This is a genomic window from Verrucosispora sp. SN26_14.1, from assembly GCF_004307965.1.
GTDB lineage: Bacteria > Actinomycetota > Actinomycetes > Mycobacteriales > Micromonosporaceae > Micromonospora.
The window spans coordinates 28,717-42,204 of the sequence record NZ_SISL01000013.1 but is presented as its reverse complement, the minus strand read 5'-3'; the positions used below and the strand labels follow the sequence as shown (position 1 = coordinate 42,204).

Below are 13,488 nucleotides of genomic sequence, written 5' to 3'. Positions count from 1 at the left end.
GTGGTGGGAGGTGGGGTGGTCGGCGGTGGGGTGGTCGGTGGCGGGCTCGTCGGGCCGCCGCCCCACTGCGGTTCCGGCCACGGACCGCAGTACGGGTTGGCGGTGTACCAGCCGGAGTTGCCGGCACCCTGGCTGATCTGGAAGCCGCTGCCCACACAGTTGTGGATCGGGTTGGGCTGGGCGATGCCGGTGGCCCGTACGTTGGTGAAGGAGACCTGGCTGGGCGCCTGCACCTGGAGCGCGTACGTGCCGGTGCCGTCGATGCGGACGTTGGTGAAGCTGATGCCGCTGCTGACGCCCTCGATCCAGTGCAGCGCCGCATACGAGCTGTCCAGGATGTCGGTGTCGCTGACCTGGATCGACGCGCCCTGGAGCGGCTCGTTCAACGCGGAGAACCAGATCGCGCCGACCCCGAACCGCCAGTTGTAGTCGGAGTTGCCGTTCCGGATCAGCGTGTTGCGCGCCACGGTGATCGTGCCGGCCACCGCGGTCGCACCCTGCACTCCGGTGTACCGGTTCGCCACGTGGATGCCACCACCGTTGGTGACCGAGTCGGCGGTGACGTTGTCGGTGATCCGGATGTCCCGACCGCCGTACGTGACCAGGTGGTTGGCGAGAACGGTCACGCCGATGGTGTTGCGGGTGAAGGAGTTGCCCACGTTCGGCACGGTGTCCGCCCACATCGCCAGCGCGTCGTCACCGGTGTTGCGGACGAACGTGTTGGTGACCGTCGAGTTGGTGACTCCCCAGTGGAAGTTCACCCCGTCGGCGGTCTGGTCCAGGATCCGGCTGTTGCGGAGGGTGAAGTTGTCCATTGGCCCGTCCATCCACGCGCCGACCTTGGTGTGCTGGAGCCACAGGTTGTCCACCACCGAGTCCGACATCGCCCCACCGATGGCGTTGACCTGGTCGTCGTCGACGCGTTCCCGGATGTCACCGATGATGGCGAAGTCGCGCAGCACCACGTTGCGGCTGGGCCCGCCCGCCTCGTGCGGCCGGATCTCGCCCCGGTATCCGCCGCCGGAGACGTACTTGCCGTAGACGCCGGCGGCCCGCTTCCGGTCGGTGGGGTGTCGGCCGCCGAGCACCGAGTGCCACGGCCCCGCCCCGCGCAGGGTCACCCCGTCGACCACCACGTGGTCCCAGAGCGTGAAGGTGCCCGGCGGGATCCAGACCGTACGCCCCTGGGCCTTCCCGGCGTCGACGGCGGCCTGGAAGCGGGCGGTGGAGTCGGTCGCGCCGGTCGGGTCGGCACCGAAGTCGGTGACCACGTCGAGCACGTTCGCCGGCTTGGTGATCGGCGCGGCGACCAGCTCGAAGTCGGCCAGGTCGATGGTGAACGTCGGGGACTGCGCGGTCGACGAGACCTGGAGCCTGATCTTCGTACCGGTCGGGTAGGTGGTGCCGAAGAGCGTCCGTGCCTCGTCGTAGAAGTGGTGCGGGTTGACGTCACCGGGGTTGTTGTTGAACGGGTAACCGCCGTAGTACCAGCCGTACTTCGAGGTCACCGGCACCGGCTTGACCAGGCTGCCGTTGGCCCGCAGGTCGATCGTGGCGTCCCGGCCGGTGCCGGCGGCGTTGTCGGGGAGGCTGTAGCGGAACGTCACCGCGTTCGCGGGTGCGGTGAGAGTGAACTCGACGTACTCCCCGACCGCGTCGAGGGTGACCGCCTCCCGGCCGCTGGCCTCCGACGGCAAGGTGCCGTAACGGCGGTCCGGGCCGATCCGGGTGCCGGTGTGCGCGGCGTACTCGGCCTCGTGCTCGACGAACGCGACGGTGGCGCCCCGACCGACGATGTCGAACGGGCTGAGCCCGGCGGCGCGTGCCGGGGTCGCGGTCCCGGCGAGGGTGACGACCGAGATCGAGGCGGCGGCGAGGGCGGTGCCGGTGAGGGCGGCCAGCGTGGTGCGGAGCCGGTGGCCGGGTGGATGGGGGTGGTGCGGGACGGTGTGGTCGGCCATGAGCGGCGCTCTCCCTTTCCTCAGGTGGCCAGGTCCCCCGTGGTGATGGTGCCGGTGCTGCCGTCACCTCCTCGTCGGTTCCGGACGCGCCCGGTGCCGGCGGCGGGACGGAGCCGCCGACACCGGGCGCGGAACTAGGCGGATTCGGGTGCGGTCCGCAGCCAGACGGCGGTGTCCGGCGGCAGCAGGTCGTCGTCGAGCGGCCCGCTGGCGAGCAGCCGACCGGTGTGCGGCGGTAGCGGTACCGCCACCGTGGAGAGGTTCACCGCGCAGGCGAAACCGGGGTCCCGCCGGAACGCCAGCACCCCGTCCGGGGCGGGCAGCCAGGCCATCGGCCCGTCGCCGAGCGCCGGTTCGGCGCGGCGGACGGCGATGGCGGCCCGGTACAGCTCCAACATCGACCGGTCGTCACCGGCCTGCGCGTCGGCGGTGCGGTCCTTCCAGTCGGCCGGTTGCGGCAGCCACGGCGTGGCCTGCGCACCGTCCGGACCGAAGCCGAACGGCGGCGACTCCCCCGACCACGGCAGGGGTACGCGGCACCCGTCCCGACCCGGGTCGATCCGCCCGGACCGCTCCCACATCGGGTCCTGGCGCAGCTCGTACGGGATGTCCTCGACCTCCCAGAGACCCAGTTCCTCGCCCTGGTAGACGTAGGCGGCACCCGGTAGCGACAGGGACAGCAGCGCGGCGGCGCGGGCCCGCCGGGTGCCCAGTTCCAGGTCGGTCGGGATGCCCTCGCGTTTGGCGGCGAAGCTGAACGTGGTGTCCGCCCGGCCGTACCGGGTGACGTGCCGGGTGACGTCGTGGTTGGAGAGGACCCAGGTGGCCGGCGCGCCGACCGGCGCGTGGGCGTGCAGCGTGCCGTCGATGCTCTCCCGCAGCGCGGCGGCGTCCCAGGCGCAGCCGAGGAAGTCGAAGTTGAAGGCCGCGTGCAGTTCGTCGGGCCGCAGGTAGGCGGCGAACCGCTGCCGGTCGGGCAGCCACACCTCCCCGATCAACGCCCGCTCCCCCGGGTACGCGTCCGCGATCCGTCGCCAGTCCCGGTATATCTCGTGCACCCCGTCGAGGTCGTGGAAGGGGTGCGGCCGGTCTGCCGTCACCTCGGGCAACGTGGCGTCCTTGACCAGCAGTCCGGCGGAGTCGATCCGGATGCCGTCCACTCCCCGGTCGAACCAGAAGCGCAGGACGTCCTCGAACTCGGCGCGGACCCGGGGGTGGTCCCAGTTGAAGTCCGGCTGCTCCGGAGCGAACAGGTGCAGGTACCAGTCACCGGGACGACCGTCCGGGTCTGTGGTCCGGGTCCAGGTGGGGCCGCCGAACTCGCCGACCCAGTCGGTGGGGCGCTGGTCACCGTCGGGGCCTCGTCCCGGGCGGAACCAGAACAGCTCCCGCTCGGGGGCGTCCGGCCCCCCGGCCAGCGCGGCCCGGAACCAGGGATGCGCGTCGGAGCAGTGGTTCGGCACCACGTCGACGATGGTCCGGATACCGACCGCGTGCGCCTCGGCGATCAACGCCTCCACCTCGCCCAGCGTGCCGAAGACCGGGTCGATGTCGCGGTAGTCGGCCACGTCGTAGCCGGCGTCGGCCATCGGCGAGGGATACCAGGGGCTGAACCAGATCGCGTCGACCCCGAGCGTGGCGAGGTAGCCCAGCCGGGAGCGGATGCCGGCCACGTCGCCGATGCCGTCACCGTTGCCGTCGGCGAAGCTCCGGGGGTACACCTGGTAGATCACCGCGCCTCGCCACCACGGACCGCTGTCTGCTGGGGACACGAGCACCTGCTTTCTGCGTTTGGGGGCTAGCCCTTGAGTCCGCCGGTGGTCAGGCCGGACATGATGTTCCGTTGGAAGATCAGGAAGATGACCACCGTCGGTATCGCGGCGATCACCGAGGCGGCGATCACCACGTTCATCGGCGTACCGCCGGCGAAGGCGTAGATGCCGACGCTGACCGTCCGGGTCTCCGGCGAGGGCATCACCAGCTTCGGCCAGAGGAAGTCCTTCCAGACCGCGGTCACCGCGAAGATCGAGACCACGCCGAGGATCGGGCGGGACATCGGCAGGACGATCGACCAGAGGGTGCGCAGCGGCGTCGCCCCGTCCATCAGGGCGGCCGACATCAGGTCCTCCGGGATCGAGTCGAAGAACCGCTTGAGCAGGAAGATGTTGAAGGCGTTGGCGACCAGCGGCAGCCAGATCGCGAACGGCGAGTCGAGCAGGCTGACGTTCAGGATCGGCAGGTCGATCACGGTCACGTACTGCGGGACGATCAGGACCATCGCCGGGATCATCAGCGTGGCCAGCATCAGGCCGAGGATCGCGGAGCCGAGCACCGGCCGCAGCTTCGACAGCGAGTACGCCGCGGCGGTGTCGAAGACGAGCTGGAACAGCACCGCGCCGGCCGCGTAGTAGAACGTGTTGAACAGCAGCTTGGCCAGGGCCAGGTGGTGCCACGCGTCGACGTAGTTGCGCCACTGCGGGTTCTGCGGGAACAGCGACGGCGGGGTCTGCGCGATCTCCTGACCGGACTTGAGCGCACCGGTGACCATCCAGTACAGCGGCCCGAGGAAGACCAGCGTGAAGCCGACGACCACGACGACGAGCAACGTCCAGTAGATCGCCCGGCCGGGGCCGCGCCGGAGCTGCGCCTGCGAGATGAGGGTACGGGTGCCGGAGTCCTGTGCCATGGCGTCGGTGTCCTAGTCCTGTTTCGCGGTCAGCCGCAGGTAGACGGCGGAGAAGCCGGCCAGCACGACGAGCATGATCACGCCGAGTGCGGCGGCACCGTTGAGGTCGTTCTGGAAGAACCCGTGCTGATAGATGAGGTACGCGACCGAGGTCGCCGAGTCCTCCGCGCCCGCGCCGTTGGCCAGGATCAGCGGCTCGATGAAGAGCTGCATGGTGGCGACGATCTGGAGCATCGCCAGCAGGGCGAGGATCAGCCGGGTCTGCGGGATGGTGACGTGCCGGATGCGTCGCCAGATCCCCGCGCCGTCGAGTTCGGCGGCCTCGTACAGCTCACCGGGGATGTTCTGCAGGGCGGCCAGATAGATCAGCACCGCGCTGCCCATGTTCATCCAGGTCGACGCGATGACCATGGCCGGCACGGTCATCTCCGGGGACTGCATCCACTGCGAGGTGGGCAGGCCCAGTCCCTTGAGGATCGCGTTGAACAGACCGGCGTCGCCGGGGTCGTACGCGTAGAACTTGAACAGGAACAGGGCCGAGGCGGGGGGCAGCATCACCGGCAGGTAGACCAGGATCCGCAGATATCCCCGGGCGTGCCGGAACTCGTTGAGCAGGATCGCCACGAAGAACGGCACCGCGTACCCGAGGACGAGCGCGAGACCGGTGAAGTAGAAGGTGTTCTGCCAGGCCGTGGCGAAGCTGGGGTCGTCGAGGATGCGCAGGTAGTTGTCCCAGCCGACCCAGGTGGTCTCGCCGCGCCGGGTGCGCTGGAAGCTCATCACCACGCCCCGGACCATCGGGTACCAGGAGAAGACCGCGAAGCAGAGCACCGCACCGATCAGGAACGCGTGCCCGGTGAGGTTGTCCCGGACCTTGCGGCCGAGGCTGGACCGAGGCGGCCCGGCCGGGGCCGGTGAGGGGGTTCGCCCCGGGGCTCGGGTGGCGGCCGGGGCAGCGGTGATCGCCAAGGCAACTCCTGGTGGGGTGGGACGACCTGGGTGGTACGGCGGTGGTGCGGGTGGGGGCCGGCGGGCCGGTCCCCACCCGTGCGGGTCAGCCCTGCGCGGCGAGGAGTTGGTTGACCTTCTCCTCGGCCGTCTTGAGCAGCGCGTCGATGTCGGCGTTGCGGTTGGTGAGCACCCCGGACATCGCGGCGTCCAGGACGGCGTAGATCGCCTGTGCGTTGCGCGGCTCGCCCTTGATCGGGACCGGGTTCGCCTCGAAGAGGGCGAAGTTCGCGGTGTCCACGTTCGCGTTCGCCTTCCGCAGGTCGAGTTCCTGCTTCTGGGCGTCGCTGCCGTTGCTGAACAGCAGCGGCTGCGGCAGACCGACCGGGTAGTTCTGCGGCTTGGCCCGGGCGTAGTCGAGCTGCCCCTTGCCCGGCGTCAGCTTCTGGTAAGCGATCCACTTGAGACCGGCTTCGACCTGCTCCGGGGTGAGGTCCTTCTTGAAGAAGTAACCCTCGCCGCCGCCGAGCGTGCCCGACGCCCTGCCGTCCTGGCCGGGCAGCGGTGCCATCGCCCAGTCCTCGAACTTGCCCTGGAACTGGCTGACGATCGCCTGGGTGGTGTCGGGTGCGCCGACGAACATGCCGACCTTGCCCGCACCGGCGTTGGTCAACAGGTCACCCCACTGGAGCAGCTGACGGTCGCCCATGCTGTCGTCGCCGTACCGCATGTCCTTGAGGTTCTGCAGGACCTGGCGGCCCTGCGGGCTGTTGAAGGCGGCCTTGCCGCCGTCCTCGGTCAGCACCTGGCCGCCCTGGGAGTAGAGCAACGCGGTGAAGTGCCAACCGCCGGTGTTGCCGGCGCTGTACTCGGCGTAGCCGGCGATCCCGCTGCCCAGCGCGGAGATCTTCCTGGCCGCCTCCCGGACCTCGCCCCATGTCTTCGGCGGGTTGTTCACGTCGAGCCCGGCCTGCTGGAACAGCACCTTGTTGTAGACCAGGCCCATCGAGTAGTTCTTCACCGGTACGGCGTAGAGCCTCCCCCCGTCGGTGAAGACCTCCTTGAGCGCCGGGTCGACGCTGTCCCAGGTCGGGACCGTCTCGGCGGTGGCGTACTCGGTGATGTCCATCGCCTGGCCGGAGTCGAGCACCTGCTGGAGATCGGTCATGTACCCGTAGAACACGTCGGTCACCGTGCCGCCGGCCAGGCGGGCGGTGAAGTCCGGCGGGTTGTTGCACTGCTCGCCGACGCTGACGCTCTTGACCACGATGTCGGGGTTCTGCCGCTGGAACTCGGCGACGTCCTCGTTCCAGTTCTGGAGCAGCTCCTTCTGCGCGCCGACCGGCTGGCAGTCGACGGTGATGGTGACCTTGCCGCTCGCGTCGTCGCTGGTGTCGCCGCTCTTGGTGGAGCACGCCGTGAGGCTGAGCCCGGCCACGAGCGCCAACGCCGCAGCCTTCCGGTACTGCGGTACGGACATCTGTCCATCCCTTCGGGAAAACGAAGTGTCGCCGTGAAGTTCGCTGAACCGCGGTGATCGCCACCGCCGCGATGCCTGCTGCTGATCGGTGTCCTGACCCCGTGTGACTGACCGGGGGCCGGGTGTGAGTGGAGTCACTGTAGCGAGGGCGACTCTTCTCAGCAAGGTTTCGATCTGATGATGAAATTTAGCGACACTATGCCGAGAGACAAAGACATGGGCCTCGCTCGGGATCACGACGAAGGCCGCCGACCGCGAGCAGCGGTCGGCGGCCTCTCGGGTCGCGCGGGATGGGGGTCAGCGAAGGGCAGGTGTCGGCCGGGACCGACGAACCGGGACGGCGGGCGGGATCAGCGGCCGGGCGCGGGCGCGGTCGACCCGCGCACCACCAGCTCCGGCTCGAAGAGCAGTTCGTCGGTGAACACGCCGCCACCCTCGATCTGGGTCACCAGCAGGTCCACGGCGGCCTGCCCCATGGTCTCGATCGGCTGGCGCACCGTGGTCAGCGGCGGGTCGGTGCAGGTCATGAACGCGGAGTCGTCGAAGCCGACCACCGAGACGTCACCCGGCACCGAGCGGCCGAGCCGGCGGACCGCGCGGATCGCGCCCAGGGCCAGCACGTCGCTGGCACAGATCACCCCGGTCACGCCACGGTCGACCAGTTTGCTCGCGGCGACCCGGGCGCCCTCCATGGAGAAGCTGGACCGCGCGACGAACTCGGTGTCGTCGGCCCAGCCGGCGACCCGCCCCAGGGCGTCCAGCTTGCGTCGCGACGGCACGTGGTCCTCCGGGCCGAGCACCAGGCCGATCCGCTCGTGCCCGAGCGAGCGCAGGTGGCCGTACGCCTGCTCCACCGCCACCGCGTCGTCGGTGGAGACGCGGGGGAAGCCCAACTCGTCGACGCCGGCGTTGACCAGCACCACCGGCAGGCCCCGATCGGTCAGCCGGCGGTAGTGCTCGTGCGAGGCGTCGGCCAACGCGTACGAGCCACCGGCGAAGATGACCCCGGAGACCTGGTGGTCGAGGAGCATCTCCACGTACGCCGACTCGGAGACCCCGCCGATCGTCCGGGCACAGAGCGCGGGGGTGAACCCGCGTTGCGCCAACGAACCGGTGACCACCTCGGCGAGCGCCGGGAAGATCGGGTTCTGCAACTCGGGCAGCACCAGGCCCACCAGCCGGGCCCGTTCGCCGCGCAGCTTGCTCGGGCGCTCGTAGCCGAGCACGTCCAGGGCGGTGAGCACCGCGGTCCGGGTCGCGTCGGCCACGCCACCGCGGCCGTTGAGCACCCGACTCACGGTGGCTTCGCTGACGCCCGCCTTGCGGGCCACCTCGGTCAACCGTTTCGTCACGGCCGCAATCCTACGTCCTGAGACTGCAAAAACAGAACAGCCACTTGTCGCGGACTGACGGGTGACGTCAGATCACGAACTCAGATCACGCAACGCCTCGGACACCGCCCGGTGGAAGGTCGGGTACGCGTAGATCATGTGCCGGAGCTGCGCCACCGGCACCGCCGCGTGCACCGCCACCGCCAGACCGGAGAGGACCTCGCCGCCGGCCGGACCGGCCGAGGTGGCGCCGACCAGCACCCCCTGGTCGGCGTCGGCGACCACCTTGATGAACCCGGCCCCCTCGGTGCGGTGGATCCAGCCCCGGGTGGACGAGGCGAGTGGGGTGAAACCGACCTGCACGTTGACGCCGCGTTCCCGGGCCTGCTGCTCGGTGAGGCCGACCGCGCCGATCTCCGGGTCGGTGAAGGTCACCCGGGGCAGGGCCCGGTAGTCGGCGCGGGGCACCGACCCGGCCCCGCCGCTCGACCCGGTGGCCGCCAACGAGCCGGCCACGCCGACCGCGCCACCGACCACACTGGAGGTGCCACTGGGATCCGCGCCGCCGTCCGTCCGCCGCACGTGGTCGAGCAGGTCGGCGACCACGATGGACGCCTGGTACATGGCGATGTGGGTGAATGCGCCCTCGCCGGTCACATCGCCGACCGCCCAGATCCCGTCGGTCACGTGCAGCCGGTCGTCCACGGCCAGGTACCGCCGGCTCGCGTCGACACCCACCGTGTCCAGCCCCAACTCGTCGAGGTGGGCGCGGCGGCCGGTCACCACCAGCAGCCGTTCGGCGGTGAACTCCGCGCCGTCCGCGCCGTGCAGGGTGAACCCGTCCGGGCCGTGCGTGACCCGGGTCGCGCGTACCCCGGTGTGGATCTCGACCCCGTCGGCGCGCAGCGCGGCGGCGGCCACCTCGGACGCCTCCGGCTCCTCCACCGCGAGCACCCGGTCGAACGCCTCGACCACGGTGACGCGTACGCCGAAGCGGGCGAACACCTGGGACAACTCCAGGCCGATCGCCCCGCCGCCCAGCACCAGCACCGACTCGGGCAGCTCCTCGACCTCGACGGCCTCCCGGTTCGTCCAGTACGGCGTACCGGCCAACCCGTCGATCGGCGGCACCGACGGCGCGGTGCCGGTGCCCAGCACGATCCCGTGCCGGGCCTGGAAGACCTGGTCGCCGACGCGCACCCGCCCCGGTCCGTCGAGGCGGCCACTGCCCCGGACGAAGCGTCCGCCCTTGCCGGTGAACCGCTCCACGGCGGCCCGGTCGTCCCAGTCGTCGGTGGCCTCCTGGCGGATCCGTTGCGCCACCGGCGCCCAGTCCGGTCGGACCTCGGCGGTGCCGGCCAGCCCGTCGACCCGCCGCGCCTCGGCCAGCGCGTTCGCCGCCCGGATCATCATCTTGCTCGGGATGCAGCCCCAGTACGGGCACTCCCCACCCACCAGGTTCCGATCGATGCCGACCACGGTGAGACCGGCCTCGGCGAGTCGCCCGGCCACCTCCTCGCCGCCGACACCGAGCCCGAGCACGACCACGTCCACCACTTCCGGCTCCGCCATGCCGTCAGCATCGCGCACCGTCCGCCCGCCGACCACCCGGCCACGCGGACCGTCTCAGCGCAGCCAGACCGGATCGACCCCGCGCGCCGCCGTGGGCGGCGGGTAGTCCAGGCTCCGGCGGAGCGCCTCGGGCAGCCGCCACGGCTGGTGCACCGCCTTGCCGGACACCGCCGCCAGTTCCGGCACCCAGCGCCGCACGTACGCGCCCTCCGGGTCGTACCGTTCGGCCTGCCGGATCGGGTTGAACCCCCGGTACGGCCTGGTGTCGTTGCCGGTGCCGGCCACCCACTGCCAGTTGCCCGAGTTGTTGGCCACGTCCCCGTCGAGCAGCCACCGGAAGTAGAACGCCAGTCCGGCGCGCCAGTCCAGGCCGAGCGACTTGGTCAGGTAGCCGGCGGTGATCAGGCGGGCCCGGTTGTGCAGCCAGCCCTCCGCCCGCAACTGCCGCATCCCGGCGTCCACGATCGGTACGCCGGTGCGGCCCACCGTCCAGTCCGCGACCGCGCCGTCGTCGTACCGCCACTGCTCGGTGGCGCCACGCCGGTAGACCTTCCGGGAGATGTCCGGGAAGGCGGCGGTGACCTGGTAGTAGAAGTCCCGCCAACAGACCTGGCGGACGAAGGGCGACGCGGGGTCGCCGGCCCGGTTCGCCACGGTCAGCGGCGACACGCAGCCGAACCGCAGGTAGGGGCTGATCCGGGAGGTCGCGTCACCGGCCATGTCGTCGTGCCGGTCGCCGTACTCGGCCAGGTGCGGCATCCACCGGTCGAGGCGACTCCGCGCCTCCGTCTCGCCACCCACCGCCGCGTCCGGTGACTCGCCGTCGGGCAGCGCCGGCAGGCGGCCCACCGAAACCCCGCCCGGCAGCGACACCCGGGACGGCGCGGCCAGTTCGTCGCGCCACCGCTGCCCGCTCCAGGCCCGGTGGTACGGGCTGAACACCCGGTAGTGGTCGCCGCTGCTCGGCGTCGTGGCCCCCGGCTCCACCACCGTCAGACCCGGGAAGAAGCGCAGGTGCAACCGGTGCCGGTCGCACTCGGCGCGCAGCCGGTCGGCCCGCCGGGTGGCGTACCGGGAGACGTCGGCCGAGAGCGCCACCGCCTCGGCGCCCACCTCCCCGGCCAGCCGGACCGTCTCGGCCACCGGGTCGCCGTGCCGCAGCACCAGGTCGCCGCCGAGCCGCCGCAGCGCGTCGCGCAGGTCGGCGAGACTCTGGTGCAGGAAGCGGGTGCGGTTGGGCGACAGTCCGGCCAACGCCGGGTCCAGGACGTACAACGGCACCACCCGGTCGAAGGCGGCGCAGGTCGTCGCCAGCGCAGGGTGGTCGTGCACCCGCAGGTCGCGGGTGAACAGCACGACGGCGGTACGCGCGCTCACCGCAGCCGAGGCCCGGGCAGCTCGACCGGCGTGCCGGCCGGGGTGAGCAGGGCACGCGAGGCGACCGCCATCCGGCGTCGCCGGGGCACGGTGGCCCGCCGGACGAACACGTCGTAGTCCTGGGCGGCGACCTCGTCGAGGATCCCGCCGTACAGCGCGTACGCGGTGCGGATGCACGCCTGCGAGGCGGGGTCGAGCAGGAGCACTCCGGGTGCCGCGGCGGCGTAGTGGGTCTGGGCGCGATCCACCTCGTGCCGGATCAACTCGCGGACCGGTTCGGTGGCCCGTCCCGCCGCACGGCAGGCCAGCAGGTCCTCGTGGGTCAGGCCGAAGGCCGCCAGGTCCTCCTCCGGCAGGTACGTCCGCCCCCGGTCCAGGTCCTCGGCGACGTCCCGGACGAAGTTGGTGAGCTGGAACGCGAAGCCCAGTTGACGGGCCGGCTCCCGGGCCGCCGCCGGGGCGGAACTGCCCAGGATGGGCAGCATCATGGTGCCGATGACCGCCGCCGAGCCCTCCATGTAGTCCAGCAGGTGGGCGTAGGTGCGGTAGGAGGTCACGGTCAGGTCCATCGCCATGCTCTTGAGGAACGCGGCGAAGTCCTCCCGGTCCAGGTCGAACACGGCGATGGTGTGCAGCACCGCCGGGAGCAGCGGGTCGTCGACCTGCTCGCCGTGCAGTCCGGCGATGAACCGGCCGCCCCAGTCGTCCAGCCGGGCGGCACGCGCCGGCGGTGGCAGCTCCTCTGTCTGGTCGACGATCTCGTCCGCGTACCGAGTGAATCCATATAAGGCGTGCACATGACGCCGTTTCCATGCGGGTAGTAGCCGGGTGGCGAGATAGTAGGTACGCCCGTGGCGTTTGTGCAGCTCACGGCACCTCTCGTAGGCGGCACTGAGATCCGTCTCCACGAGCCCTCCTCGAAAATCGACGCACCAATCGACGCAACTTGAAACCTTAGGGTACGCTCAGCCGCATGGCCAGCGACCGACTTACCGGTAACCTGCTTCGCGTGGGGCCTGAGCAGCCGGTCGGGAACGACGATCCGATCCGGGCCGTTCTGGCCGCTTACACCCGGGATCTCGTCGCCGCCGTCGATGAGACCCTCACCGACTTCCTGAACGCCGAGGTCGACGCGCTGGCCGAAATCGACGCGGCGATGGGTGGTTTCGCCGCAACGGCACGTGACTACGTCCTCGTCGGCGGCAAGCGGGTCCGACCGACCTTCGCCTACTGGGGATGGCGCGGCGCGGTGGGCGGCGACGAACCGCTGGCCCCGGTGCTGCCCGCACTGGCCACCCTGGAACTGCTGCACACCTTCGCGCTGGTGCACGACGACGTGATGGACGCGTCCGCCACCCGTCGCGGCCGACCCACCGCACACATGGCGGTCGCCGCCCAGCACGCCGCCGCCGGCCGCAACGGCGACTCCGGCCGCTTCGGGGAGGCCGTCGCGGTGCTGATCGGTGACCTCTGCATGGTCTGGGCCGACCAGTTGCTCTCGCGCACCGTCCTGCCCCCGGACCGGCTGCTCGCGGTCCGCCGCGGGTACGACCGGATGCGGGTGGAGACGGTCGCCGGGCAGTACCTCGACATCCTCGGCGAGGCCGACCCGGCGAGCTGGTCGGTCGACCGGGCCCTGCGGGTGGCCCGCTACAAGACCGCCAGCTACACGGTCCAGCGTCCGCTGCTCTTCGGCGCCAGCCTGGCCGGCGTGACCGGCGACGGCCGCCTGACCGCGGCGTACACCGCCTACGGCCTCTGCGTCGGCGAGGCGTTCCAGCTCCGCGACGACCTGCTCGGCGTCTACGGCGACCCGGCCACCACCGGCAAGCCGGCCGGCGACGACCTGCGCACCGGCAAGCCGACCGCGCTGCTCGTGCTGGCGCGGGAGATGGCCACTCCGACGCAGCTGCGGGAACTGGACGGCACCGGCGACCCGGTCAGCACGCCCCAGGTCGCCCGGCTGGCTGAGGTGGTGGTGGACACCGGCGCGGTGGACCGGATCGAGCGGATGATCGACGAGCGGGTCGACCAGGCCCTGGCGGCGCTCGACACCGTCGCCGTGGACGAGACGGCACGGGTGGCGTTGGCCGGTCTCGCGACTGTGGCCACCCACCGGAGAGCATGATGGGG

Annotated in this window: 10 protein-coding genes; 1 reads left to right on the top strand and 9 read right to left on the bottom strand. The window is 71.2% G+C overall.

From position 1 onward, the window contains the following. The 9 genes from EYA84_RS02985 to EYA84_RS02945 all read right to left on the bottom strand — a co-directional run. The coding region (locus EYA84_RS02985; RefSeq protein ID WP_131051444.1) for a glycosyl hydrolase family 28-related protein at positions 1-1,961 on the bottom strand (1,961 nt) is incomplete at its 3' end. A gap of 134 nt (positions 1,962-2,095) precedes the next feature. After that, the gene (locus EYA84_RS02980) at positions 2,096-3,733 is read right to left on the bottom strand and encodes a glycoside hydrolase family 13 protein (RefSeq protein ID WP_131051443.1); all 1,638 of its coding nucleotides are present in this window, start codon (positions 3,731-3,733) and stop codon (positions 2,096-2,098) included. A gap of 26 nt (positions 3,734-3,759) precedes the next feature. Further along, a complete protein-coding gene (locus EYA84_RS02975; RefSeq protein WP_131051442.1) occupies positions 3,760-4,647 on the bottom strand; it encodes a carbohydrate ABC transporter permease in 888 nt (295 codons plus the stop codon). Between the two features lie 12 nt (positions 4,648-4,659). Then, positions 4,660-5,616: a carbohydrate ABC transporter permease gene (locus EYA84_RS02970; protein WP_131051441.1), complete on the bottom strand. Its 957-nt coding sequence runs from the start codon at positions 5,614-5,616 to the stop codon at positions 4,660-4,662. Positions 5,617-5,701: 85 nt separating this feature from the next. Then, on the bottom strand, positions 5,702-7,075 hold the full coding sequence (locus EYA84_RS02965; protein ID WP_131051440.1) for an ABC transporter substrate-binding protein: 1,374 nt from the start codon (positions 7,073-7,075) through the stop codon (positions 5,702-5,704). A 350-nt stretch (positions 7,076-7,425) separates the two neighbouring features. Then, positions 7,426-8,427, bottom strand: a complete 1,002-nt coding sequence (locus EYA84_RS02960) for a LacI family DNA-binding transcriptional regulator (protein ID WP_131051439.1) — start codon at positions 8,425-8,427, stop codon at positions 7,426-7,428. Positions 8,428-8,499: 72 nt separating this feature from the next. Next, entirely contained in the window at positions 8,500-9,978 is a 1,479-nt protein-coding gene (locus tag EYA84_RS02955) for an NAD(P)/FAD-dependent oxidoreductase (RefSeq protein WP_131051438.1), read from the bottom strand. A gap of 54 nt (positions 9,979-10,032) precedes the next feature. Continuing rightward, a complete protein-coding gene (locus tag EYA84_RS02950; protein ID WP_131051437.1) occupies positions 10,033-11,355 on the bottom strand; it encodes a deoxyribodipyrimidine photo-lyase in 1,323 nt (440 codons plus the stop codon). Next, a complete protein-coding gene (locus EYA84_RS02945) occupies positions 11,352-12,263 on the bottom strand; it encodes a phytoene/squalene synthase family protein (RefSeq protein WP_131051436.1) in 912 nt (303 codons plus the stop codon). Before EYA84_RS02945 ends, EYA84_RS02950 begins: the two co-directional genes overlap by 4 nt. Positions 12,264-12,328: 65 nt before the next feature. Between EYA84_RS02945 and EYA84_RS02940 the strand changes: the two genes are divergently transcribed. Next, entirely contained in the window at positions 12,329-13,483 is a 1,155-nt protein-coding gene (locus EYA84_RS02940) for a polyprenyl synthetase family protein (protein ID WP_131051435.1), read from the top strand. Positions 13,484-13,488: the final 5 nt, after the last annotated feature.